16 protein-coding genes and 1 pseudogene are annotated in these 26,172 nt (G+C 69.6%); 5 read left to right on the top strand and 12 right to left on the bottom strand.

Going from position 1 to position 26,172, the window contains the following annotated elements; translation table 11 throughout:
- Positions 1-470: 470 nt before the first annotated feature.
- The 8 genes from BL254_RS16400 to BL254_RS16435 all read right to left on the bottom strand — a co-directional run bounded on the left by BL254_RS16400 (position 471) and on the right by BL254_RS16435 (position 14,546).
- On the bottom strand, positions 471-2,348 hold the full coding sequence (locus BL254_RS16400; protein WP_052914749.1) for a hypothetical protein: 1,878 nt from the start codon (positions 2,346-2,348) through the stop codon (positions 471-473).
- Complete coding sequence (locus BL254_RS16405; RefSeq protein ID WP_047223916.1) at positions 2,348-3,040, bottom strand: hypothetical protein; 693 nt, start codon at positions 3,038-3,040, stop codon at positions 2,348-2,350. The genes BL254_RS16400 and BL254_RS16405 overlap by 1 nt, the downstream gene beginning before the upstream one ends.
- Positions 3,037-4,749, bottom strand: a complete 1,713-nt coding sequence (locus BL254_RS16410) for a GMC family oxidoreductase (protein ID WP_076843915.1) — start codon at positions 4,747-4,749, stop codon at positions 3,037-3,039. The genes BL254_RS16405 and BL254_RS16410 overlap by 4 nt, the downstream gene beginning before the upstream one ends.
- 285 nt (positions 4,750-5,034) lie before the next feature.
- Positions 5,035-6,066 carry a 1-aminocyclopropane-1-carboxylate deaminase/D-cysteine desulfhydrase gene (locus tag BL254_RS16415; protein ID WP_175648395.1) on the bottom strand — a complete coding sequence of 344 codons (1,032 nt, stop codon included), beginning with the start codon at positions 6,064-6,066 and terminating at the stop codon, positions 5,035-5,037.
- Positions 6,063-7,787 carry an apolipoprotein N-acyltransferase gene (gene lnt, locus BL254_RS16420; RefSeq protein WP_076843917.1) on the bottom strand — a complete coding sequence of 575 codons (1,725 nt, stop codon included), beginning with the start codon at positions 7,785-7,787 and terminating at the stop codon, positions 6,063-6,065. The genes BL254_RS16415 and lnt overlap by 4 nt, the downstream gene beginning before the upstream one ends.
- A gap of 72 nt (positions 7,788-7,859) precedes the next feature.
- The gene (locus tag BL254_RS16425; protein ID WP_047223914.1) at positions 7,860-8,312 is read right to left on the bottom strand and encodes an SRPBCC family protein; all 453 of its coding nucleotides are present in this window, start codon (positions 8,310-8,312) and stop codon (positions 7,860-7,862) included.
- A gap of 235 nt (positions 8,313-8,547) precedes the next feature.
- Positions 8,548-10,389 carry a hypothetical protein gene (locus tag BL254_RS16430; protein ID WP_047223935.1) on the bottom strand — a complete coding sequence of 614 codons (1,842 nt, stop codon included), beginning with the start codon at positions 10,387-10,389 and terminating at the stop codon, positions 8,548-8,550.
- A gap of 320 nt (positions 10,390-10,709) precedes the next feature.
- Positions 10,710-14,546: a TM0106 family RecB-like putative nuclease gene (locus tag BL254_RS16435; protein WP_254858232.1), complete on the bottom strand. Its 3,837-nt coding sequence runs from the start codon at positions 14,544-14,546 to the stop codon at positions 10,710-10,712.
- 242 nt (positions 14,547-14,788) lie between these two features.
- On the opposite strand from BL254_RS16435, the gene BL254_RS16440 reads away from it, so the two are divergent.
- Positions 14,789-15,355: a Uma2 family endonuclease gene (locus tag BL254_RS16440; protein WP_047223913.1), complete on the top strand. Its 567-nt coding sequence runs from the start codon at positions 14,789-14,791 to the stop codon at positions 15,353-15,355.
- Positions 15,356-15,509: 154 nt separating this feature from the next.
- Here BL254_RS16440 and BL254_RS16445 read toward each other — a convergent pair whose 3' ends face one another.
- Complete coding sequence (locus BL254_RS16445; RefSeq protein ID WP_254858233.1) at positions 15,510-16,544, bottom strand: hypothetical protein; 1,035 nt, start codon at positions 16,542-16,544, stop codon at positions 15,510-15,512.
- Between the two features lie 654 nt (positions 16,545-17,198).
- Between BL254_RS16445 and BL254_RS16450 the strand changes: the two genes are divergently transcribed.
- The 4 genes and pseudogenes from BL254_RS16450 to BL254_RS28510 all read left to right on the top strand — a co-directional run.
- The gene (locus BL254_RS16450) at positions 17,199-19,823 is read left to right on the top strand and encodes an ATP-binding cassette domain-containing protein (protein WP_076843923.1); all 2,625 of its coding nucleotides are present in this window, start codon (positions 17,199-17,201) and stop codon (positions 19,821-19,823) included.
- Between the two features lie 182 nt (positions 19,824-20,005).
- On the top strand, positions 20,006-20,947 hold the full coding sequence (locus BL254_RS16455) for a ParA family protein (protein WP_254858235.1): 942 nt from the start codon (positions 20,006-20,008) through the stop codon (positions 20,945-20,947).
- A 283-nt stretch (positions 20,948-21,230) separates the two neighbouring features.
- Positions 21,231-21,389, top strand: a complete 159-nt coding sequence (locus BL254_RS27215) for a hypothetical protein (RefSeq protein ID WP_157180533.1) — start codon at positions 21,231-21,233, stop codon at positions 21,387-21,389.
- Between the two features lie 15 nt (positions 21,390-21,404).
- Positions 21,405-21,592: pseudogene (locus BL254_RS28510) on the top strand (IS982 family transposase); the annotation flags it as partial.
- A 27-nt stretch (positions 21,593-21,619) separates the two neighbouring features.
- Here the strand turns inward: BL254_RS28510 and BL254_RS16465 are convergent.
- The 3 genes from BL254_RS16465 to BL254_RS16475 form a co-directional block, all read right to left on the bottom strand.
- Positions 21,620-22,813: a hypothetical protein gene (locus BL254_RS16465; RefSeq protein ID WP_047223909.1), complete on the bottom strand. Its 1,194-nt coding sequence runs from the start codon at positions 22,811-22,813 to the stop codon at positions 21,620-21,622.
- 443 nt (positions 22,814-23,256) lie between these two features.
- Positions 23,257-23,649, bottom strand: coding sequence for an NUDIX hydrolase (locus BL254_RS16470; protein WP_235433634.1), 393 nt, complete (start codon positions 23,647-23,649; stop codon positions 23,257-23,259).
- A gap of 37 nt (positions 23,650-23,686) precedes the next feature.
- Entirely contained in the window at positions 23,687-26,056 is a 2,370-nt protein-coding gene (locus tag BL254_RS16475; RefSeq protein ID WP_076843991.1) for a lamin tail domain-containing protein, read from the bottom strand.
- Positions 26,057-26,172 lie beyond the last annotated feature (116 nt).

Raw genomic sequence — 26,172 nt, forward strand, 5'->3', positions numbered from 1 at the left:
ACGCCCACAGAAATATGGTCGGTCAGGCGGCCTGCCGCCGAAGACTCGTCTGCCGAATTCACAATCCATTCTATCGTGGTGGTCCGCGCATGGAAGTATGACGCACCGCCCGAGTGCATACGCCAAAAACCGCACTGAAACGATCAAGCAGATATTGATCTTGTCGGCGCCCGTTCTTATCTTAGCGGCATTGGTCCTTACCACCGAGGTAGTAGTCGTACATCCGGGTTGGCGTGGGCCGGTCGGAGCGAATATCTACGTCCGGCCCCCAGCTGCCGTCCGACGCGGGGGCGCCCGATGCAAAGGTCGAATGCGCCATCACTTTGACATCCTACGGTATTTCTCACCATGTGTTCGTCGAATCGACTCGACCGGGACTGTCGTGACGGCCCGCCGGCGGTTACTCCTGGTCGCTCTTTCTGGCGACGCCCGCGAACGACCATTCGGTGCGTATGGTGTCCTCGTCCGCGTTACGAGTTGGTCGGTTCGACGTCGTCGCCGCGAGCGTGCTGGGACGGGACGGCCGGCGGGCCGCCGTGGGCAATGCTGACCGGGGGTTCGATGAGGAATGGCTCCACCTGGCGGTCCACGGGGGTGAACCAGGGTGCGCCCGACGCCGCGTGCGGGGTGAAACGCCAGCGTTTCGGCACCCTGCGGATCCCGACCGGGTAGATGGTCAGCGATCCGTCCGGGCCGATATGCAGCCGCAGGAGGTTCTTGTAGTCGGCGATCCCCTGCGCGGCGAACAGCTCATTGGTGTTCAGGCCCGCGAACCGGTCGGCGAGCCAGAGATAGCCGGCGAGCAGTTCGATGGCGGCGAGCCCGCCGAGCACGGTCACCAGCGGCAGCACACCGGCCAGCAACCAGGTGTTCGGCAACGGGTCGACCACCGTCACCACGGCAGCCAGCAGGGCGACCGCCAGCAGGAGCTGGGCCAGCCCGTGCGCGGCTCCGACCGCCAGCCCCCGGGCCGTCCGGCCGCTCTTGGTCAGGGCCACCCCGACGCCCAGGACACCCAGGCTCAGCGCCAGCCCTGGCACGTTGTCGACCAGGCCGGCGAACAGGTCGCCGGTGCCGGCATCGCGCAGCCCGTCGGCGATGGCGTCGAGGCGTCCGGTGGCCCTTGGCCTGCCCGCGCTGGCGGTGGCGCCGATCACCAGCGCCAGCAGCAGGTGGATACCACCGAGCAGGCCCGCCAGCCCCGGCGCGAACGCCGGCAGGCGGACGATGCCGGCGGCCAGTCGGCGAGAGGTGCGCGCGTCCGGGAAACTCGTCTCGAGCTGGTAGTGCGCCGGCGGGTCGGTCCTGCTCGGCGCCCGCGACGCCGGTGACGGCAGCACCAGATGCTGTGGCAGGTGGTGGGTGGCGGACAGATAGGCTCCGCCACCGCCGGCGGTGAACTTCTGCGTGTCACCGTCGACCTGGCGGTAGCGCGCATAGTGGTGCAGGTCACCGGCGAGAGAGACCCGTACCTGCGCACCGGCCTTGCGGATCACGGTGCGTTCGAAGTAGTCGAGGACGGCGAACGCCTCGGCGTTGCCCTCGCCCGTGCTGACCCAGCTCGGTTTCGCCGAGCACAGGATCACCGCGTCGCCGGGCCGCATCTGCTCGGCGACGTCGAGGAAGTACCGGCGCTGCGGGTCGTCGATGTAGGAGTCGAACTGGATGTCGATGCCGAGCAGCCACCACCGGTGCGGCAGTTTCACCGCGAAGTAACTGCGGGTCTGCTCGGTACGCCAGCCGCCGATGGTGGAGCGCTGGCAGAACACCCGCGTGAAGGCGGTGAGCCCGTCGTACCAGTCGTGGTTGCCGGGAACGACGAACAGCTTCGGCTGGGCCGACCGGGCCGACCGGGCCGACTGGGCCGGCTGCCCGTCGGGCCCGGGCGGCGCGATGGGCGACGCCGCGGCGGGCGGTGCCACGGTGGGCAGCGCCGCCCGGTAGGGGCCGATCAGTTTGTTCTCGTAGCCGGTGATGCTCGGCGTCGGATAGCACTGGTCGCCGCCCATCACCAGCAGCTGGCCCCGCGGGGTCGGTGAAGCGGCCAGCTGCAGGCCTGGCGCGGCGAGCAGCGAGGCCACCGTGTACGTCGAGTCGAAGCCGTCGCCGAGGTCGCTGACATAGTCGAACCACAGCTCGTCCTGGTCCGACAGGTCGGTCGCGGGGGTGGCCGGCAGCGCGGCCATCGCCTCCCGCTTGTCGGCGTAGGAGCCGAGCACCTCGCTGATACCGACACGGACGGCGGTGCCGAGTAGCAGGGTGGGTGACAGCCAGCGGGACATCGACGCCCGTACGAAACCGAGCGCCTGCTCGCCGTCGTCGGCGGGCCTGGGCGGGGTACCGGACATCAGATCCCGCCATCCTGGCCGTCCCGCGGGTCGTCTCCGTCCCACGCGTCCTTCTCGTCCGTGTCCTCCTCGTCGTCCCCGCGTCCGAGGGAACGGCCGTAGACCTCCCAGAGATCGCCGAGGAACAGCCGGCCGAACTTCACCAGGCCCGCCGTGCCCCCGGCCGGACCGGACGTCCGGAACGTCGTGAGCTGCCACAGGAAGTCGGGGATGTGGATGGTGACGATGCCGGCGCCGACGATCCGGGCGGTGGATTCGCCGGCGGCGTCCACATGGCCGGCGAAAATGCGGGTGTAGAGCGTCGAGGTGTCCCGCCACAGGTCGAATCCGGGATCGTCGTGGACATCCTTGAACCCGCTGAGCGTCAGCGGGTGCCCGGCCGCGTCGCTGAACGGCAGCCGGTAGAGCATCCGCCGGTGCCCGGGGGTGTCGCCGACGAAGAGGTTGAAGACACCGTTGCCCACCGGGCGTTTGCCGCCCAATACGTCGCAGCGGACGTATCCGCTGGCGGTGGCCTCCCGCAGCCGGTCGGTGGCGAAGGCGTCCACGTTCTCGGTGTGGATGGTCAGGCGGAAGGACAGCGCGGTCCCGTCCTCCCTGCCCTGGTCGTATCCGCGTTGGGGATCGGTTTCGTCGAGGGTGAGGAAACCCTTCATCTTCTCGGTGAACCGCAGGCTGGTGGGAGGGGTCATGGCTGTGTCTCCAGGACGGGGCCGGCATCCACGGCATGTTCGGCGAGCCGGTCGGCGAAGGCTGCGATGGTCAGCGACGGGTTCGCCCCGACCGGTCCGGGCAGGGCGGCGCCGTCGGCGACGTACAGGCCGGGGTGGTTGAACACCTCGCCCCATTCGTCGATGACGCCGGTGGCGATGTCGGTGCCCATGGAGGCGCCGCCGAGAGGATGCACGGTGATGACCCGGGACAGYAGGGTCAGCGGATTCCGGTGGTATTTGCCGCCCATTTCCTCGGCTAGGTCCTCCATAAGCCTGTCCAGGCGTTCAAAGTACGGCTGGCTGTCCGCCGGATAGTTCTCGATCTGCAGATAGTCGTCGCGTACCGAAATTTTTCCGGTGGGAATGTCGCGCCCCATACCCAGCAGGGGCATCGCGCCGGCGGACGCCTCTCCCGGGCCGAGCAGCCGGCCGACCAGCGCGCCGATCTGGCGGGACGGGCCGCCGGTGAGACGGGAACGGATCAGCTCGTAGACGGTGCGGACGATCCGGGACGCCTCGTTGTCCAGATTGGCCGCCTCGACGAGCCATTCGGCGAAACCGGGGTAGCCGGCGTCCTCGATGTAGCAGCCGCGCTCGGCGCCGGGGCCGCCGCGGCCGCCGGCGTGGCCGCCGTGGCTGTCGACGGCGTCGGGGACGCGGACGGCGGTCGTGATGACCGGGGCGTGCGCGCTGCCCAGGGCCGGGCCTGGCACCCCGCTGACGAAGCCGAGCAGGTCGCCGTTGCCGCTGAAGCGTCGCCCGAGCATCCGGGAGATGCCGGGTAACGCGGCGCGGTTGCGAAGCAGCAGGTAGGTGGTGCCGAGCGTGCCGGCGGCAAGGACGAGACGATCACAGGTGATCGTCCGCTGGGGGAGCGCGGAGGTGGCGACGACATCGCCGGGGGTGTGTACCACGTATCCGACGGTGTACCCGCCGCCGTCCCCTGGGGTGATCGAACGGGCCTCGTGGTGGACGCGCAGGTCCGCGCCGTGGTGTACCGCGGCCGAAAGATAGGTGTGGTCCAGGGTGTTCTTGCTGCCGTAGTTGCAGCCGAGGTCGCACTCGCCGCACAGCACACAGGTGATCCGCGGCCGACCGTGGATGTTGCCGTAGGCCGGCTCACCGATGGGTGCCCCCGGTACCGGCGCGTCGCCGCCGACACCGAACGTGACCGCCAACGGCGGCTGCTCGGCGGTGTATCCGAGCCGTTCACCGGCCTGCTCCAGCACCTCGGTGCGGCGGGAGACCTGATAGCGCGGCTGCCCCTTGGGGAAGCGCTGCACACCTATCGTCTTTTCGACGGCCGCGTAGTGCGGTTCCAGGTCGGCTCGGCTGATCGGCCAGCTCTCGTAGCCCTCGCCGGCGGGCGCGTCGCGGACGAACCACTTCTCGTCCTTGCGGAGCATGACGTTGGCATAGATGAGCGAGCCGCCACCCAGCCCGCTGGAGACGACCGCCTCGAAGTCGGCGAAGGACCAGACGTCGAAAAGGCCGTGCCGGCCCTGGCTCGGGTCCCAGAAGTTCGCCGCGATCTCGGTCGGCGAGCGGGCGAACGACCCCGGTGGATACGCCTTCCCCCGCTCAAGCAGGACAACGCTGTGGCCCGCCTCGGCGAAACGGTAGGCGGTCACCGCCCCACCGAATCCCGAACCGACAACCACGACGTCCGCGTGCTCGCTCCTGCCCACCTGTCCCCCAGGCCCGCCCGCGGCTCGCCGACTGGAAACACCCCACTCACGGGCGTGACGAGTGAACCACGCCCAGCCGCAACCAAAACAGGGCGGGTCGCTGTCCACAGTCCGACACCGGTCCCCGCGACGCGTGGCCTGGCTTCATCAACCCACTCCTGACCTGCCCTGGGTCCGGGTGCACGCTTCGGACCGCGGCGGTGGTTGTTTCCGGCGTCGGCTACCGGTGTGTTCGTGGACGGGTGTCGCCGTCGCGCCCGCGAAAAGTTGGGAACCGGCGCGGGATCAGGCCCGCACCGGATGGCTGGCCGCTCTCGGGTGCTCGTCCGGGCCGGTGATGACGGCCAGGACGGTGCTGCCGGGGGTTATCGTGCCGCGGCGGGTCAGCTCGAGCAGGCCGTACATCATTTTCGCGACGTACACCGGCTCGAGGGCGATGCTGTGGCGTTCGGCGAAGTCGTCGATGAACCGCTGGAGATCCGGTGGGCGGCGCGCGAAACCGCCGAAGTGGAAATCGCATTCGATCCGCCAGTTGTCGGTGGCGTGGCCGAAAGTGGCACGTTGGAGGTCACCGACGACGTCCTGGAGGAACCGGCCGCCTTTGAGCGCGGAGAATCCGATGGCCCGCTGGCCGGGGCGCAGGCTCGCCGCGATACCGGCCAGGGTGCCGCCCGAGCCGCAGCCGCAGGCGGCGATGTCGAAGGGTGACTCGACCTCGTCCAGGATCTCGGCCAGGATTTCGGCGCAGCCGCGGACACCGGCCGGGTTGCTGCCGCCTTCCGGCAGCAGGAAGAAGTCACCGAAACGCGCCCGCAGGTCGGCGAGCACGTCCGGTTCGTGTTTCCGGCGGTACGTCGACCTGTCCAGGTAGGTCAGCCGCATGCCGTGGGCGGCGGCGGCCGACAGCGACCAGTTCAGCGGCAGGTGTTCCTCGCCGCGGATCACGCCGATGGTGGTGAAACCGAAAAGCGCCCCGGCGGCGGCCGTCGCCCGGACATGATTGGAGAACGCCCCGCCGAAAGTCAGGATCGTCGATTTCCCGGACGCCGCCGCGTCCACCAGATTGTATTTCAGCTTGCGCCACTTGTTGCCCGGTAGCACGGGGCTGACGAGGTCGTCACGCTTGAGCAGCACCCGGACCCCGTGCCGGGCGAACCGCTCGTCATCCAGCTCCTCGACCGGCGAGGGAAGCCGCACCACCCCCGGACGCAGGGCTATTGGTGACAGGGTCTCAGAGTGCAGGGCTTCGAGGCGTGGAATTCGAGAGTGCTCGGCCTCCGGGTCCGGAGCCTCCGGACCCGGAGACTGCATGTTCATGTCGACGCTCCCTGCGAACGTCGTGACCGCCATGTGGCGTGCAGGGCGGCGGTGATGYCGGCGGTGGACAGGATGACGAGTGAAACGGTCGGGACCCAGTTGCCGAAGCGATCGTAGAGAGTCTGTCTGGCCGCGAGCGGTATGTCGGCGCGGTAGGGGCCGCGTTCGTGGGTGTCGAGACGGACGAGTTCGCGGCCGGACGCGTCGAAGACGGCGGAGACACCGGTGAGCGTGGCGTGCACCACCGGGCGTCCCGACTCGACGGCGCGCAGCGCGGCGAGGCTCGCGTGCTGCGCGGGCGCCCAACTGCCCTGGAAGGTCGACGTCGCCGACTGCACGATGATCACTTCTGCGCCCATCCGGGCAAGCCGGCGTCCCAGGTCGGGAAAGGCCGACTCGAAACAGATCAACGTCCCGAAGCGCACGCCCGCCGCCTGCATGACGGTGAGCTGATGACCCGTCCGGCGGTTCTCCGCGGCCGCGTCGGTCACCGATGACATCCAGCCGAATACTGACCGCAGCGGGATGTACTCGCCGAACGGCACCAGGCGCATCTTGTCGTAGCGGCCGCGCGGTCCGTCCAGGCCGATGAGGACCGCTGTCTTGTAGATCCCGTCACCAGGCGCCTCCGACCGCTCTCGTGGGCCTGGCGAACCAGGTGGACGTGCCCGCTCCGGGCCGCCGCCGTCGCGGGTCGGCCCTTCGGCGGAGCCCGGTGAACCCGGTGAGGCCGGTGAGGCCGGTGAGGTCGGTGAGGTCGGTGAGGTCGGTGAACCATGTGCACCCGACAGATCGTTCGGTGTGCCGAGGGTTCCGGTTCGGCGGGCGTCGGTGTTGACCAGGATGTCGGCGCCGACCGCGCGGGCCGCCGCCTCGATCCGGGCCAGGTGGGCGGGATCGTCGGCGAGGTCGAAGCCGACGCTGCTCTCACCCCAGACGACCAGGTCGACACCGCTGCCCGCGAGACGCCGGGTGGCGGCTTCGCTCGCGGCGAACCGGGGTTCCACGGCGTGGACGACGCCCGGCTGGGCGCCGCCGAGACGCAGCGTCCCGGTTGCCGGGGGAGTGGGCCTCAGTACCGCCGCGCCGCTGACGGCGAGGGTGACGACGCCGACCGCCGCCAGGCCCGCGATGATCCGTCTGCCGGCCGGCGCGCCTGGGATCCCGACCGCGGCCAGCGCCAGCCCGACGGCGGCCAGCACGAAGCTGAGCAGCCACACTCCGCCGAGCGAGGCGAGCGCCAGCACCGGCCGGCTGTTCCACTGGCTTGCGCCCAGCAGTGCCCACGGGCCGCCGAGCCCCTGCCATGATCGGAGAAATTCGCCGGCCACCCAGGCCGACGGCACGACCAGCAGCGCCCACGCGAGCCTGCGGGCTGACGGAGACTCGCGCAGCGCCGCCCACACCGTCACACCCCACAGCGTCCAGGTTGCGCCCAGTATCGCGGCGAGTACGAGCAGGAACGGTCCGGTGTTCGGAGCCAGCCAGTAACAGGCCGCCAGGAAGAATCCGGTGCCGCCCCACCAGGCCCGTACGGCCGCCTCCCGCCTGGTCGACGCGGTGCGGACGACCAGCATGAGCGGTACGAGCCCGACGAAGCCGAGTACCCATATCCCTGGTGCAGGGAAGGCGAACGCCGGGATCGCTCCCGCCAGCCCGGCGAGCCCGCGGGCCGGCAGCCGGCGACCGGTTGTCCCGCCCGGGCGCTTCCCGCCGTCCATGTTGCGATGCTGCGACCACTTCGAGCACCCGCGCAAAGCAGCGCAGCATGTGGGCCGGTTGTGTTGATCAGCTCAGGCGGAGGGTGTCAGGCGGGGGGTGAGCTTGTCGAGGACGCCGTTGTACAGCTTGCGGATACCGATCGGTGCGAAGGTCCGTTCGAAGAATCCACCGACGCCGCTCGCGCCGGCCCAGCTCGTCTCCACCGACACCCGGGTCGTGCCCGAGCTGACCGGCTGCACCGTCCACACGGTCCGCAGGGTGGAGTTCTGGTCGGCTTCGACCAGGGTGCGGTCGGGCTCGGGCGCGGAGACGACCGCCTCGACGGTGCGGACGCGGCTGCGGGTCGCGTGCAGCTTGTAGCGGATCCGGGTGCCGGCGCCGGTGCCGCCCTCCAGCACCTCGTAGTCCGTGATCGTTTCTGGCCAGGTTTCGGCCCGGATGCCCTTGTAGTCGCCGAGCGCTTCGATGACGGCGGTGGGCTCGGCCGTCACGACCCGGGCCACGGTCACCTTGATCTCTGCCATCCGATCTCCATTCATGGTCGTAAACAGCGCGGACAGCCGGCCTCGGTCTTGTCCTGGCTCAGGCCGCCTCCGACGGACGTCCGATCGTGCGGACGGCGCCGAGACGGCCACCCGTAACCACCAACATCCATCGGAGACGGCCTACCCGCGTCCCGCCAGGCACATTCGGCGTTATGGCCCCGCGACGTTAAGACATTGCGACGTTATGGCATCGTGGTGCCAGGACGTCGCGGTGTCAGGGTGTGTCGAGCAGCCACAGATCCACACCGTCGACGTGGCGGCCAGTGCCGCCGGCCAACTCGGTCAGCAGTTTCACCAGTTCGTCGCGATGGTCGCTCGGGCCGAGGATGACCGCGTCGAGGTCGAAGCGGTCGAAGGTGGCCCGCAGCCCGGGCTGCCGCAGCGCGTCGTCAGCGGTGCTGGCGCCGGTCGCGACCGCGATGAGGGCCGAGTTGAGCGGGTCCGGCTCCGGGTGGAAGCTGGAACGTCCGTTACGGTCGGGAACCGTACAGTAGCAACCGGGTATGGCGAATCGGAATTTCGCCTGAGCCTGCCAGAGCATCGCCACGTTCTGCTGCGGATACGGGTAGGGCACGACGAGCGCGGTCGATCCCTCCGGCAGGGCGTTGCTCACCTGCGAGCCGGTGAAGAACGCGGGGGTGGCCGGCGAGAAGGCGAGCAGGGACGCCGGCACCAGCGGCACCAGGGCGGCGACGGACACACCGACGGTGACAGCGCGGATACGAGGTGGCTGTGCCTGGTCCAGCCATATGGCGATCATGATGCTGGCCGCGAGCGCGACGTAGAGCGACAGCCGGGACGGCAGCGCGTTGTGCAGCACCGGCCCCAGCTCCAACACGCGCCACGGCAGTGGGATACCCGTGTTGTGCCCGCCGACATGCAGATGCGGGCCGAGCGAGAGGACCGCGGCGGCAACCGCCAACGGCGCGCACAGGGCCACCAGCCGGTTGTGCCGCAACCGCACCGCGATGAACAGCAGCAGAGCCAGCAGGGGCAGGCCGAGATAGCCGCTGACCTCCACCGCGTTGCCGGTGAACGTCAGGCTCTCCCGGACGGCGAAGTCCGGCCCGAACGCCTGCAGGGGTGTGGGTGTGACGAACGTAAGCAGGTCGGAGACGGCGACGTCCGGCGGCTGGATCGAGCCGTGCACCCGTTGCGGGCCGAAGAACTGGGTGGCCAGCGGCCAGGCCAGCGCCGCCGTGGCGACACCGGTGCAGATGGCGAGCCCGCGGATGGCCGCGCCCGCGCGGGCGCGGACCTGGTCGCGGTACTGCAGGCACAGGATGGCGATGGCGATGACGGCGACCACCGCCGAGGTCGCCAGCACCTCCTCGCTGATCAGCGCCTGGGCGGCCACGGCCACCCCGAGCAGGACGCCTGTCCGCCGGATGTTGCGCTGCCGGACGAACAGGTCGTCCATGAGCAGCAGCAGGATCGGCGGGAAGGGCACGAACGACAGGTGCAGGTGCCCGTAGGAAGCGCCGATCAGGTACGGGCCGAAGCCGTAGAGCAGCCCGGCGACGGCGGCGGGCAGCGCGGCCGTCCAGCGGCGCACCGCCAGGAACATCGCCCAGCCCGACAGTGCCGGCGCCAGCGTCGTGAGCACGTGGAAGGTCACCAGCGGGCCGGCGAGCATCGTGATCGGCGCGGCCAGCACGCCGAGCAGCGGCACGCCGGTGCTCCACATGATGTTGACGCCGTCCGGCACGTTCAGGAACTGCGTGACAAAGGGGTTCAGCCCGTGCGTGAGCGCGTACGGCGTCCACCCCAGGTACCAGGAGAACAACACGGCGTCACCGCCGCCGTAGACCGTCCCGCCCAGATCGGTCCAGCCGTCGCGGAAGAGCAGCACGGACAACCCGCAGAACGCGACGAGGACGGTCAGCGCGGCCGGCCACCGCCGTGACCGCGTCGGGCGCGCCCGCGGCGGCAGCGATCCCGGCCCCGGGCCGCGGGGCTCGACATCGCGCGGCCCCGGATCCAGCCCCGGGGTCGGCGTCGAGCCGGCGCCGCCGCGGGCGGACCGGACGCCGGCGCCGATGTCGGTGGTGGTCACGGGCATCTCCTCGAGTCGATGCGAGCGATCCAGGTGGACGTCCCGTAACGCATCGGACCGGCAGGAGCTTACGTCACTGCTGATACAGCGGATACGGCGGATCTGTTACCGAAAAACGATAACTTGTGTGGTAATGGGATGTTTGATTGCGCTACATCCCACCGCTCGGCGTGTCGCCCGCGCGGGCCGGGCATCTGGYCGGCGCGACCGCTCAGCCGGCCCGACCGCCTGGCCTGCGCGGCCACTCGACAAACACGACAGGTCCGGCCAGGGCTGACGGGGCTGGTCGTCCGGCCGGTGTGATCACCTGACCGGTATCGTCACCCGACCGGTGCGGCCACCTGGTCGGTGAGGTCGGTCCGGGCATCGGCCCGCAGCCGTACCAGACCCGCGAGCAGGCGCAGCTCGTCCACTGTCCGGGGAGCGGCGTCCAGCAGCGCTGGTGACATCACCAGGACCGCGAGCACCTGCGCCCGGGAGAGCGCGACGTTCATCCGGTTGCGTGAGAGCAGGAAGTCCAGCCCGCGCGGGGCGTCGGCCGCGCTGGACGTCGTCAGCGACATGATCGCCACCGGCGCTTCCTGCCCCTGGAAGCGGTCCACCGTGGCGACCCGGATCCCGTGGATGCCGGCCTTGCCCAGCGCGTGCTCGATCGCGCGTACCTGCCGGTTGTACGGGGCGACCACCAGCACGTCGTCGGCGCGCAGGACGCGCTCGGCCGCGCCGTCGACGAAGCGCCGGCCGAGGATGCCCGTGAGCAGGTCACGGACGGCGTCCACCTCCGGATCGGACCGGGTGGTGTTGCCATGGTGGACCACGTCGTGCAGGTACAGGCCGGCTGCCACACCGTCGACGCGGCGGCCGGCGGCGACCGGGTGCGCGCGCAGGCGTCCCTGGTAGGCCAGCGCCGACACCGGCGCGCACACCTGTGGGTGCATCCGCCGGGTCAGGTCCAGGAAGTAGCCGAACTCGGCCGGGATGATCTCTTCTTCGCCGAGCAGGTGGGACAGGGCGGAGGCGTCCGCGCCGTCCGGGTGGATGCCCGCGACGACCTGTGGGAGCTGCTGCGGGTCGCCGAGCAGCACGAGGTTGCGCGCGGCGCCGGCCACGGCCAGGGTGTCGGCGAGCGCGAACTGCCCCGCCTCATCGATGATCATCACGTCGAACGGTTCCGCGCGCRGCGTCGGGTTGGCGAACGCCCAGGCGGTGTCGCCGACGAGGTGCCCGTCCGGGTGCGCGGCCCGCCAGGACGCCAGCACCCGGATGTCGCGCGGGGTGTCCCACGGCGTGTCCGGGTCGGGTTTCCGGCCGGATCGCAGTTTCTTCGCCGCGGCGACACCCCGGCTGGCGGTCGCCGCACCGTCCGCGGACACCGGATCGTCCGTGGTTACCACGGCGGCGGGGCCGATCGCGGCGAGCATGGTGTTCTCGATCGCCTTGTGGCTGGTCGAGCACACTCCGACGGTGTGCCCCGCCCCGACCAGGTGGCGGATCAGCCTGCCGGCCAGGTAGGTCTTGCCGGCACCCGGCGGCCCCTGGACCGCGAGGTAGGAGTTGTCCAGGGCGTCGACGGCGGCGAGCACGGTGGCGATCAGATCCCCGCCGTGCTCGGCCGGATCCGGCAGTCCGGCACGCCCGGCGGGCCGGCCGACCAGCCGCGGCGGGCGCCGGCGCAGCAGGTCCATGGCAGCTCCGTCCGGCAGCTTCGGTCCGTCCGGCAGCTTCGGTCCGTCCGGCGGCTCCGGCTCGGCCTGCCGCGGGGCGGGCACCGGATGCGGGGCGGGCAGGACGGCGGCCACCGTCTGGGCGAGTTCGGCGATCGCGGCCGGTTTGGGCTCCGGGCGCACTGGTGGGCCGGGCAGCACCGCCAGYGGTGGCTCGGCGCTGTTGTCCTCCGGTGCCGCGATCTCCCGGACGAGCAGCCGGTCGGGCTCGCTCCGTTCGATCTCGGCATCACGGGTGCGGACGGCGACGTCATCGTCACTGAAAGTCCCGGCAGTGCCACCGTCACCGACGGTGTCCGGGTAGAGCAGCCGGACCCGCTCGCCGGTGGTGAACGGATGGGTACGGTCGGGATCGAGCGAGGCGAGCAGGCCGCGCCGGGCCTTCTTCTGCCGTCCGGTGGGGGCGCTCCAGCCCTCGACGACGGTCCACTCCAGCGGGACGGCGCAGCCGTCGTCGGCCTCCAACGCGGCCCGGTCGGCGGTGAGCCAGGCGAAGAACTCCCACCAGGCGGGCTTGTTCTCCCGCCGGTGGTAGCCGACGGCAGCCGCCAGCAGGGCCTGTGCCCGCTCGTCGTCGCTCCAGGTCGCCGGGTCCTCGGGCAGACCGGCGACCAGGGCGTCGACGGTCGCGTCGGTGGGATCCGGCAGCGTGTCGGCGGTCGTCTCCCCGGCGTCCGCCGTCGGCGCGGGCATGATCCCTTCGGCCGCGCGCAGGTCGAGCAGCCAGCGGTGCAGACGGTGGGTGGACACGCAGTCGACCCGGTTGTACTCGGCGATCTCGTCGAGGATGTGCTCGGCGGCCACCTGCTCGCCGGCCGCGCGGTGGGCCAGGACGTTCTCGTAGGCGACGATGCTGTCGACGGCGGTCTTGACCTCGGCGCCGCGCGCCCCCGGCAGGTACAGCGGCTCCAGATACTTGATCGAGTACGAGCGTTGGGAGATCTTCAGGCTGCGTCGGACGACCGTGTACAGGTCCACCAGCCGGTGCCCGGCGAGCAGGGCGTCCACCTGCCGTTCGCGGGTGCCGTGTCTGGCCGCGAGCCGTTTGAGCGCATTCGGCTCGTACGGTGCGTAGTGGTATATGTGCGCTCGGGGATGGTCCGCGAGTCGGCGCAACACCCAGTCGACGAACCGCTCGAACGTACGCTTCTCCTCGGCGCGGTCGTGCGCCCAGAACGGGTGGAAGACCTCCACGGCGTCGGTGGTGAAGCCCGCCGCCGGGCCGTGGCCGGGGCGGCCCGTGTCGTCGCCGCTGTCGGCGGCTGTGCCGACGGCATCTGTACCGACAGCATCTGTGTCGACAGCGGTTGTGTCGACGGCGGTTGTGTCGAGGGTGACGGCACCGAAGAGGTACTCCAGACCGGCGTTGTCCAGCGCGTACGGATCCCCTTCCATGTCGAAGTAGATGTCGCCGGGATCCGGCGTGGGCAGGGACGCGAGCCCGTCCGGCGCGACCACCCGGACGGTCACGGTGCCGGTCCGGTCGTCGTCGGTGCGGGTCGCGTCCTGGATGATCTGTAGCTGCGCCTGTAGCCGCAGCCCGGCGAACGTCGCCGCCGCCATCGAGGCGGGACGCCGTTCGTCGTCCGCGGCGGCAAGGTCCTCGACCGAGGTGATACCGGCGGCCCGCAGCTTGCGCCGCTGGTCCGTGCGCAGGCCGGCGACCAGCGACAGGTCGCGGGCGGCCTCCCGGCCCCGCTCGCAGTGGGCGGTGAACGCGCAGGCCCCGCAGGCGGGCCGGGGATCGCCCCAGGACGGCCGGGGGGCCGCGGGCGGGCGCGCGAGCTGCGCGGCCAGCCTGCCCCGGGCGTGGTCGACCATGGGTGCGACGTCCTCGACCCGCAGCGACTCCAGCCGGCCGTCGCCGAGTAGCAGGTGGATGCGGCGCGCGGCGGCCACCCCGATCGTCGGCAGCGCCCGGGCGTAGGAGGCCAGCTGCACCACGGCCGCGGGGCGGGCGTGCCGGGCGAGCTTGGCGTCGTACGGTTCGTAACGGCCGGGCGTGGCCTTGCCGGTGCGCGCGCCGGTGACCGGGTCGAGGTGCGTGGCGATCAGAAAGTCGGGCCGTCCCTGGTAGGAGCCGTCGAAGAGCACCGCCTGGTAGATGACGGCGGCCCCGGCGGCGACGGCGGCACGGGTCTGCTCCCGGGCCGCCTCCAGCGCGGCCAGGCCGCTCTCGGGGCGTTCGATCATCGCGACGGCGTCGGTGCCGAAGAGGCCGACGAGATGCGCGAGCCACCGCCGCTCGTGCGCGTCACCGTGGCGGACCAGCAGTTCGTCCGCTTCACCGGCCGTGATCGGCTCGCCGGTGCTGGCGTCGTCCAGCGGTACCCCGGCCGCGTGGGCGTGCGCCAGCGCGAGTCGATGCCCGCACTCGAGCGCGTCGACGACGTCGCTCGCCGACACCACCCACCGGTCCTCGAACCGCTGCATGCTCCCCCACATCACCCGGGTCCCCGTTCCCGGATTCACTCGCCGGGCCCGTGGAAAGCGCCGCGGCCATCATCCCGCCCCGGATCCCGGGTTRCTCGCAGGCAACAGAAAAGCGTCCCCGGTCGTATCACGGGGACCGCTGGGAACTCACGGTATGCTTGATCGCGGCAGCATCCGGCATCGGACACGGCACGGCATCGGACACAGCCAGGTCTGCCGCGCGGGTTCGCAGGAGGTGTGCCATGGCTGCGGAGATGGTCGCTCCCGCATGGATGCACGAACAGATCACGGCGGAGCGGTACGACTCCTGGTCCGAGGAGCAGTGCGCGGGCATCGAGATCGTGGACGGAATGATCGTTGTAAGCCCCAGCGCCTCCAAGCGGCACAGCCGGCTGGCCCGCATCATCGCGAACGCCCTGGACACGGCCGGCGGGGCGGACTGGAACGCCGATACGGACTTCGATGTCCGGCTGCAGGACGTGCCGCTGACCAATCGGCGTCCGGATGTCGTGGTGTACCGGGCGGACACGATCGATGTCACGCCCACCCGTCCGGAGCACGTGTTGCTGATCGTGGAGATCGTCTCGCCGGGTTCGGAGACCACGGACAGGATCGTGAAGGCGGATCAGTACGCCAGGGCCGGCATCGCCTACCACTGGCGGATCGAGGGGTCCGCCACCGGTGCTCCGCTGGTGTACACCCACGTCCTTGACCCGGCGACCAGGACCTACCGGAACGCGGAGGTGTTCGTCGGCGTACTCGACACCACGGCACCCTTCCCCGTGAAGCTCGACCTCGGCCGGCTCTGACGCTGATCTGACGATCGGTGGCGCCGCCGACCGCCTGGTAGGGCGGGCAGGTCGCGGCGGCAGACATCGGCATCATGCGGGCTGATTCTGATCTCGATATGTCTGAATCGTGTTTCAGCGGCCGGCTGGCGGCGGAGGCTTGCGCGACGGTGTGCTAACCGGTTCGGGTGCCGTAGCGGGTGGCGGCGTCGCGGACGAGCCGCAGGGATTCGGTGTCGGCGGTCAGGTGTTTGTTGTCCATCAGACTGAACGCGAACAGGCCGGCGCCGGTGACCTGTCGTATGTAGTCGTCGGTGAAAACCGCCCGCAGGTCGTTGTTCCAGGTGTCCGCCGAGCCGTCGTCGGGTTTGTAGTGCGCGACCATGACCGGGCCGTATTTCCCGAGAATTCGGGTCATGTCACGGATGTCGTCGACGTTGTTCTTCGAGTCCATCGCCTGGAAGCTCTGGAAGTCCGACTGCCGCAGTACGTCGTCGAAATGTCCGATCAATGATTTCCCGCCGCCTTTCCCGGGGTCGTCCCAGCGGGCCTGCCAGCCGCCCCAGCCGAGGGAGACCCGGGCATTCGGCGCTATCGAGTGGAATATGCCCATCGCGGYGGTGTACTGGTCCTTGAGTTTCAGGTAGTAGTTCGTCACCTCCGGGGTGGCGGCCCAGGTGTTGGCCTTGCACGGGTAGGTCTGCAGCTCGGTGAACAGCGTGACGTACAGCGGCGGCCCGTCCGCCTCGCCGCCGAATATCTGGGCGAGCCGGCGGGTGTCGCTGAGGAACGACGACGACAGGGGGTAGTCCCGCCCGCAGGCCGGCCCGTACCTGGTCTGTACGGTGGCGACCCTGCCCGCCCCGCCGAGCCACACGACGAGGTGAATCGCGCGTCCACCGGCGTAGACCTGCGGAATCAGGTCCTTCGACCAGTTGGTAAGAAAACCGAAATCATTGGGACTGTTGTACCAGGTCGTGAACATTCCCAGCTGGTCGGCGACGGGTGAGGTCGAGTCGCTGTCGAGGGAGGGGCCGAGGCCGAACACGAGCTTGCCGGCCTGGCCGAAACCGGGTGGTCTGGCCGCGCCGGCAGCCGTGTCGCCGGTTTTTTCCACGGTGTCGGACGCGCCTGTCGTAGCCGCGCCGGTGCCGGTGGGGGCGGGTGTGGGGACGGAAGTGGGGGCGGTGCTGGCGGTGGTGGACGTCACTGCCGGCTGTCGTGCCGGCGGGCGGCCTGTTATGTCCGGCAGCGACCACACGGCCAGTCCGACCAGTGTCGTACAGAAGATAATTCCGGCCGTCAGAACGTGAAACCGTTTCAGCACGGACAAGGGGGCCGCTCCGTAGTTCTCCTGAAGTTTTCCCCCGGACGGGGACAGCGTACATGTTGCGGCATCGAATGATCTCCGGGGCGGAGATCGTCGCTCGAGTGAAGGTGACGACAGCGAAGGTGACGACACGGAAGCGCAACGGCATGGACCCGGCGCCGACGGCATCGTTCGTCATCGACGAACGGAGGCTCCCACCCGGCTGGTGGCGACACGGCAGGGAGGACCCGGCGTCGACGCACGGCATCCGGCATCCGGCAGCTGGCATCCGATGTCGGATATCCGACCGTCTCGCCGTCCGTGCCGCTGGTCGCGGCCATCTACCGAGCCGCCGGAGCATCGATTGCACCACTCATTGTGTCGTAGATTGTACTGTCTGTCATAGTGTCGTCGGTCGTGTTGCTGTCAGCCGGTCCGCTCGGTCGAAACCCCCGATTCCGTCCGGATGCGGCAGTTATGATCGCTCCGGCGAAGGACGCCGGTAGCGACTGGCCCGGTGGCCACCAACCTCCGGCCACGGGGGGAGATACGCAGGTGGATGGGACCGCGCTGCAGGTCAACACCCCGGACGGTCAGGTTGTCCTTGCGGCTGGTGGACCGTACGTGGTCGGGCGGGCGCGTCAGGCCGACGTCGTCGTTGTCGACCGGCGCGTGTCCCGCCGGCATCTGATCCTGGAGTCGGGTGCCGACGGCTGGCTGGTACGCGACACCAGCGCCAACGGCCTGTGGTGTGATGGCAGGCGGGTGGGCAACGTCAACGTCACCACGCGTGGTGGGCAGGTCCGGATTCGGCTCGGCGCCGTGGACGGACCAGAGATCGTTTTTGTCCCACGCTCCGATTCCCGCCCGGAGCCGCCGGGCCGCACGGAGCAGCCCGGCGACCCGCTGACCGCACTGGCCGGCGCCGGTGACCCCCCCGGCCCGCAGCCCAGACGGGTGGTCCGGGCCGGTGCAGCCGACGACGACGTGTCGACGTTGCAACATCAGGTGGTGGGCCACGACCGTAGGGTCCACCGGCTGCGTCCCGGGCGGATGATGCTGGGCCGCTCCCAGGACAACGACGTGGTCGTGGACGACTTACTGGCCTCTCGACACCATGCCCAGCTCCGAGTCGGCCCTCAGCGTCGGGTCGGCGGCGTGGGCGGTAGCGGTGCTGATGGCAGCAGGGCCGACGGCAGCATCGTCGCTGGGAACGGTAACGGTGCGGGCGGGGACGGTGCCGCCGGCGCCGCCGGCATTGCCGTCGAGGTCGTCGACCTGGGGTCGGCCAACGGCACGTTCGTCAATGGCCAGCGGGTGGTCCGGGCGTTCGTGGCGCAGCGTGACGTCATTGCGATCGGGCACCACCTGTTCCAGCTCGACGGCGGCACGCTGGTCGAGTACGTCGACAGCGGCGACGTCACCTTCGAGGTGAAGAGCCTGTCGGTGTGGGCCGGTCCCAAGCAGCTCATGCACGACGTCACGTTCCGGCTGCCGGCCCGGTCGCTGCTCGGTGTGGTCGGTCCGAGCGGCGCGGGCAAGTCGACGTTACTCAACGCGCTCACCGGGTTCCGCCCGGCAGATGCCGGTGTGGTCCGCTACGCCGGTCGGGATCTCTACGCCGAGTACGACGAGCTGCGTCGTCGGATCGGCTACGTCCCGCAGGCCGATCCGCTGCACGGTCAGCTCACCGTCCGCCAGGCTCTGGAGTACGGCGCCGAGCTGCGCTTCCCCGCGGACACGACGGTGGAGGAGCGGCGCAGCCGGGTCCGGGAGGTCATCGCCCAGCTCGGGCTGCGTGACCATGCCGGCACGCCGGTGAGCCGGCTGTCGGGCGGGCAGCGCAAGCGAACCAGTGTCGCTCTTGAGCTGCTGACCCGTCCGACCCTGCTGTTCCTGGACGAGCCCACCTCCGGCCTCGACCCGGCGAACGACCAGTCGGTGATGGAGGCGCTGCACGGGCTCGCCCGTGGCAGTGACGGCACAGCCGGCGCCGCGGGCGGTGGTGCCAGCAGCGCGGGCGAGGGTCGCACGGTGATTGTGGTCACTCACAGCGTTTTGTTCCTTGATCTGTGTGACTACCTGCTGGTGCTCGCTCCCGGCGGCCATGTGGCCTACTTCGGTCCGAGCGAAGGTGCGCTGCGCTTCTTCGGCAAGAAGGACTTCAAGGAGTTCGTGGCCGTCTTCCGGGAGCTGGAGGCGACCCCGGGCGACGTGCTCGCGGCCCGCTTCCGCGCGTCCGAGTACTACGTCCCGTCCGCCGTTGTCGCGCCGGTCGTGCGCCGCCCGCCGGCGCTGCTGCCCGGCATCCGCCAGCAGCCGGTGATGGCGCAGTTGTCGACGCTGGTCAGGCGGTATCTGCGGGTCGTGTTCGCGGACCGCTCCTACCTGCGGCTGATCATCGCGTTCCCGTTCCTGCTCGGGATCATCCCAAGGGTCATCCCGGCGAAGGACGGTCTGGCGGCGTTGCCGGAGCCCAATCCGGACGCGACCAAGGTGCTGGTCGTGCTCGTGCTGTGTGCGTGCTTCATGGGAATGGCGAACTCCGTGCGCGAGATCGTCAAGGAGCGGCCGATCTACCGGCGGGAGCGCACGATCGGCCTGTCGCGTACCGCCTACCTCGGCTCGAAGATCGTGGTTCTGACCGCGATCACCACCTGTCAGTGCGTGGTGTTCACCCTGATCGGTTTACTCGGGCGCCTGCCGGCCAATGCGGTACTACTCGGCTCGCCCCTCGGGGAGTGTCTGATCGCGGTGGTCGTGGCGGCGCTGTCATCGATGATGATCGGGCTGCTGGTGTCGACGCTGGTGGACAACGCCGACAAGACCATGCCCGTACTCGTGCTCGTCACCATGGCCCAGCTCGTGCTCTCCGGGGGCCTGGTGTCGGCGGTGGGACGGCCGGTGCTGGAACAGGTGAGCTGGATCGCGCCGGCCCGCTGGGGCTTTGCCGCGCTGGGCTCGACCGCCGACCTCAACGATGTCGCCAAGCTCGGCCGCGTCGGGCCCCGGGGCGATCCGCCGGATCCGCTGTGGGAGCACAGCGGATCCACCTGGMTCCTCGACGTCCTCGCCGGGGTGGGGGTGGGTGTCGTCGCGCTGGTACTGACCGCGTACATGATCCGCCGGATCGAGCCGAAGGTGAGTCGGCGCAGGACGATCGCGGATCCGTCATCCTGAGGTGACGGATCCGCGATCGGGAAGGCTCCCCGTGTGACCGGAGAGGCGGTGGTACGGATGTGGGTTCATCAGCACGTCCCGGGCCGTCATCATGATCAGAGGCGCGCGCTATCGTGGCGGTTCATCTGGTCGGATCTCACCGCGGCGGCCCCGCGCCGGTGAGGGTAGGCGGGGGAACGACGTTGACGCGCATCATCTCGACGATCAACCTCAAGGGAGGCGTCGGCAAGACGACGATCACCGCGGCGCTGGCGGAGATCCTGGCCGGGGAACACAGCAAGCGAGTGTTGATCATTGATCTGGACCCGCAGACGAACCTGACCGTCTTCATGATCGGCGAAGTGCGCTGGCAGGAGCTCAACGACTCCGGCCAGACACTCGCGGCGCTCTTCCGGGACGCGGTGGACCCGGGCCCGGCCGGCGGCCTCTTCGACATCCACCAGGCGTTGCAGCGGGACGTCTCCCCGGTGGGCAGCGTCACCCAGGTCGACCTGCTGGCCTCCTCGCTGGACCTCATCGACATCCAGGACAGGCTGCTGTCGCCTGCCGGACCGCCCGCCACCGGCGGCCACAACCCGGTGGAACTGCTGCACCGGCAGATCGAGAAGGTCGCCGACGACTACGACTACATCCTCGTGGACTGCCCGCCGAACCTGAGCGCGCTCACCCTGAACGGGCTGCGGATCTCGCACGGCTATATCGTCCCGACGATCCCGGACGTCATGTCCACGTACGGCATTCCGCATATACGGGCCAGGATCCAGGCGTTCGCCACGAGTGTGGGCCGGGACATCCCCGCCGTCGGCCTGGTCGTCAGMAAATACCGGGCGAACGTCTCGCTGCACCGGCAGACGGCCGACTATCTGGCCCGCTCCGGGAAGGAGACCGGCCTGCGCGTGTTCAGCTCCAGGATCCCGGATTCGACGGAGATCGCGGAGGCGGCGGAGTTCAACGACTGGGGCACCCTGCGGCAGCGGTACGGCTACCACCGGCACTACGACGCCCTGGCCTCCCTCGCGACCGAGTTCATAGCCGCCGTCGAGGACACTGTCCCGTCATCGCGGCCCTCTTCGCCGCCTTCTTCGGGGTCGCCTTCTTCGGGGTTGCGGGACGTGCCTTCGTAGGACATGCCCACGAGCGCAACGGACACATACCCGATCACGCCCGATCACGCCAACCGCGGTAGCTGCCCGCGAACCAGGCGCGCCTGGCCGGCCACGACGCCCCCGATGTCCACGACGTCCACGACAGGCCTGTCGGGCGTCGGCGCGACCCCGGATCGTTCGTCCTGCCTCGACAGCCCCGGAATCAGCCGCTACGGGTGCTTCATCCGCATCATTCTTAAATTCAATGAAACTTTATGACGAAACACTACGAAACATCTCTCCGCCGGCCGTGTCCGCCGGGATGACGCTGTCGGCGTGGGTGGACAAGATGCTGGCCGAGTCGATCTGGACCGTCCGGTTCGCCCGCCAACAGCAGCGCAACGCCGCCCTGGGCGTCACCCCGGACTACCTGGCGGCCGAGTACGCCAGGCTGGAGGACCTGCGGCGTGCGGCAGGGTGAGGTGTGGGCGCGCGCCGACACCTGGTCGAGTCGGTCAACGACACCCTCAAAGGGCAGCCTGACCTGGAACAACACGGCGGCCGGACCTTCGAGGGCGTCGCGATCCGGGTCGCCAGCGGCTACTGGAGATGGCCGCGGCGATCTGGCACAACAACAAGACCGCCGCGCCCGTCACCCGATCACTGATCGCCTACGGCCACTGACCGACCCAACCGTTCGAACCTACTCGTCTAGAGGCTCGTCACCGACGGGTGGTCGGCCGCCARCTTGGCCCGCAGCGCGTCGATGAGCCCCTGGTCGTACGGCCCGGGGGACCAGTTCTGCTTCTGCAGCTCCTCGGGGATCGGCCGGGGCGAGGTGAGGTCGTCCGTCGCCGGGTTGTAGTCGTCCCGCCACAGGTGCGGGGTCTGGGGAGGAGCGGTGATGGGGAAGGGCAGCTGCTTGATGAGCTGTATCCCGTCCCAGAACGTCCAGTCGCGTTCCACCAGGCCCTCGTCGTTGTAGACCTGGATGGTAATCCCGTCGATGAATGGCTTCACCCCGCCAGTGGGTATGCCCAGGAACAGGTCGCCCTGAAAGTTGGCCTGCCACACCCAGTTGAACACTCCGAGGCGTTCGCCGCCCAGGTAGTCGGTGGCGATGAACTTGTGGGTACCGAAGAGGTCCCGCCTCGACCACAGCGGGAACAGTTTCATCATCCGGTCGTGGCCGACGATGTGCTGGTCCAGGATCGGGTCCTCGAAGATGCCGTCCTTGGCGTAGAAGTCCCGGGTGGCCTCGCCGCTGATGAAGAAGGCGTCAAGCCAGGGCTGGGCCTTTGTGTCGACGAGGTCCATGCGGGCCACCGACTCGGCCCCCTCGGGAACCACACGCAACTGGTCCAGCAGGTCCTTCGCGTACGGCCCCGGCGACCACTCCAGCTTGTCCAGCGCCGGCGGGCAGGGCCGAGGGGCCGTCATCGGGTCGGTTGCCTGATCCCAGCCGTCCCGCCACAGGTGTGGCGTCGCCGGCGGGTTCTTGATCGGGTATGGAAGTTGCCTGATGCACTGGAGGGCGTCCCAGTAGGTCCAGTCCCGTGTCACCTTGCCGTCTTCGTTGTAGACCTGCACGGTGATGCCCTCGATGTAGGGCGTCACCCCGTCGGTCGGCATCCCTAAGAAGTTGTCGTTGAAATTCGCCTGCCACACCCAGGGAAATACGCCGAGCTTCTCGTTTCCGAGATAGCTCGTGGCGATGAACTTGTGAGTGCCGAAAACGTTCCGCATCGACCACAGTGGGAAGAGGCGCATCATCTTCTCGTGGCCGTTGATGTGCTGGTCGAGGACCGGATCGGTGAAGATGCCGTCGGGAGCGTAGAAGTCCCGGGTGGCCTCCCCGCTGGTGAAGAAGGCGTCCAGCCATGCCTGCGCGTATTCCAGATTCACRCCACATCACTCCCCGTGTCGTTGTCGTGAAAACGGGCTCAATCTAACTCGCGTCACTGCCGAGCGCAAGGGAGTGCGGKCGGGACGGTAACCCGGATGCACCGCTGTTTATGCTTGCCCGTTGGGGTTCCTGAACGCGAAAACGCCCTTTGAACTGGGGGAACGAGAGCTCTCCGGGCTTCCGCCCGCCGGGTCGAGAGGGCATTTCCGACGTGCGATTGTCGCACGCGGTGTCGAGGACGCGCGACCGCGTGAGTGGGATGCCTTCCTGGGCGGCGCGAGGGCCGGGGAGTTCGAGCGGCTGTAGCAGGCGCTGTGACTTCGCAGGCGCCGTGATCTCGTGAGTTCCGGGACGTCCGCCTTGTCTGGCTCTCGGCGACGGTGACGAAGGCCCGCCCCCGCGCACGTCCGGGGCTGCGTGCGCCAGGACGGGCGGCCGGGCATCAGCGAAGGGCTTCGGCGATGCGCTGCCGCATTGTTGCGTCGCCGAGACTGTCGATGTTGCGCCAGGTCGCGTCGGTGGCCTCCTCGGTCTGAAGCTGGCCAGTGCCGGTAGTGGCGTGGAAGAGGAACCGGAAGTCGATGTGCCGGTGCTCCGGCTCGCCCTTGGCGTCGTTGGCGGGGATGGGGTGAACGTCGATGTGGATCGGCCGATCGTCGGCTGATGTGACGGTGTCGGTGGGGATGCCGGTTTCCTCGGCGAGTTCGCGCAGCGCCGCGTCCAACAGGGTCTCGTCCGAGATCTCCAGATGGCCGCCGGGCAGGAGCCAGGCGCCGAGCGCTCGGTCGTGGTGCTGACCCGGAGGGTGCCGGCCGCCATGTACGGTGACCGGCACCAGGTCCTGCTGCGGAGAAACGCTGGGGTGCGGAAACTCAGGGCAGGGTGAGCCGGGCTACCTGGGGGTCGTGGTCGCTTTGTTGGGTGGCGAACTCGGAGTTCACGTGGACCACGTCGTAGCTGTGCTCGGCGCCGGCCAGCGCGGCGGAGAGCAGGATGTGGTCGAGGACCTGCGAGTTTCCGTCGTAGACGTAGGTGTAGCGTTCGGCGTCGGCCAGGGTGGCCGGTAGGTCGGTCAGGCCGGCGCTGGTCAGGGTCTGCACCGGCGCCGAGTAGGGGAAGTCGTTCAGGTCGCCGGCCACCACGATCCGTGCCTGGCTGTCGATCGCCAGGATCGACTGGACGAAGTTCCGCACCACCGTCGCCTGCTGGTTGCGCTGCGCCTCGCTGGTGAGGGTCGGTGGCTGGTAGCGGCCGAATAGCGGGTCGTCACCGCCCTTGGAGTTCCAGTGGTTGGCGATCACGAACAGTGGCTTCGAGTTGAAGGAGAACTTGCCGACCAGCGGTTTGCGGCTGGCGTTGAAGGCCGAGTTGGCCGGGTCGATCCGGCCGGGGTTGACGCTGAGGCTGACCCGGTCGGCGGGGTTGCCGCTGTCGGAGACGGCCACCGCGGTGGTGGAGCCGCCGGGTGTGCCGGGGGCGAAGGTGAGCCCGATGTCGGTGCGGAAGAGGAAGCCGACGCGGATGTTGCCGCCGGGCTCGCCGCCGTCCTGATCGTCCACCGGGTTGATCTGCTGGTAGGTGTAGGTCGGCCCGCCCGCGGCACCGATCGCGCTGATCAGCCTGGTCCAGGTCTGGTCGGCGGCCACCACCGAGCTGTTGGTCGCCCCGTCGTTGTCCTGGACCTCCTCGACGGTGATGATCCCCGGCGCGGCCAGGTTGGTCACGATCTGGTGCGCCAGCCCGTCGAACTTGCTCTGTGGGTCGGACGGGTCGAGGTTCTCCACGTTGAACGTGGCGACCGAGATCTGCCCGGCGCCCGGCCCGCCGGTGCTCTCCGGGGCGAGCCCGCCCGCCACTCGGCTGATCGCGCTGGTCAGCAGCAGTTTGAAGTTGCCGAAGGAGTGGTCGAGGACGCCGACCGCCGGGCCAGAGAGGTGGTCGCCCACGTTCACCCCGGCGGGTGTGGAGCCGACCAGCGCGCCGTCGTCCAGGATGATCCGTTCCGGGTTGGCGTCGGTCTGGCGTGTCACGATGCCGCCGCGGGTGGTGCGCACGGACGCGTTCGCGCCGTTGTCACCGAGCACCGGGATCTCGTTGTAGCTGTTGGCCGGGCCCACCGCCACCGGGTTGTTCACCTGGACGCGCATGCCCTCCAGGGACTCGTAGAAGTCGATGCCGTCGGTGGCGGGGTCGAAGGTGCCCGAGGTCTCGACGCTGCCCGTGGCGTCGTTGTCGATCACCGTGGTCGGTGGTATCCGGCCGCCGGTGCCGATGACGGTCGCTGCCGGGACGGCCCTGCTCCCCAGCACGGAGACGGACGGCGAGGTGATCTCCGTGGTGGTCAGGTTCGTGGTGCCCGACCCGCCCGGCCGGTACTCCGTGACGGTTCCGCCGACCGCGACCTCCTGGCCGACGGTGACCGTAGGTGCGCTGGACGTGTACACGAACAGGCCTTCGGAGGTGTCGTCGTCCGCGTCCGGGCACGGGTCCTGGTACCAGAAGCCGCTGCCCGTCACCGCGGTGACCACACCGCGCACGTCGGACACCGACTGGCCGCTTCGCGGGGAGATGTGCGCGCTGCCCTGGACGTCACGGATGCGGGTGGTGTAACCGGCGCAGTCGCTACCCCCGCCCCCGCCGGCCTGGGAGTTCTGCGGGCTGGGGCTGGCCCTGGCGAAGTCGCTCGCGTTGTTGTCGCTGTCAGCGGCCGGGTTCGATCTGGTCGCCGAGGTGGTGTTGGACAGGCTCGGGGCCGGCGAGGCCTCGTAGTCGTTCGCGCTGCCGTAGCCGACGAAGTCCTTCACGCCCGGCGCGGTGTCGCAGTTGCCGCCGCAGGTCAGGGCGGTGGTGCTGGTGACGAGCGCGACCTTGCCGGACGTGGCCGACAGGTTCGTCGTGCCGGTCGCGTCCGGGGTGGGCAGTGCGGCGCCCTGGCTGCCGCCGGAGGCGAGCCGGACCAGATACCTGGCGCCGGGCTGGATCGTGCCGGACAGCGCGGTGGCAAGGTAGTTGGTGCCGGCCGCGGAGGCGTACTGTGCGGACCAGCCGGCAACGCTGACCGCCGTGGTGYCGCGGTTGTACAGCTCTACGAAGTCGTTGCGGTACGTCGCACCGCTGTTACCGCCGCCGCCGTAGACCTCGCTGATCACCACGTCGGGCGAGGCCGGGAAGGCCGGGGTCGCGACGATCCCGGTGAGGCTGAGGCCACCGGCCAGGGCCACGGCGAGTACAGGCGGCAGCATGCGCCGCACGAGGGATCGGCCACGAGGCGAGGGACAAGAATGATCCATGGACGGGCTCCTGACCGACAGCGCGCGGACAGCGACACGAGCCCGTCATCTCTATCGAGCGGACAGCG

Source organism: Protofrankia sp. BMG5.30 (assembly GCF_001983005.1).
GTDB lineage: Bacteria > Actinomycetota > Actinomycetes > Frankiales > Frankiaceae > Protofrankia > Protofrankia coriariae.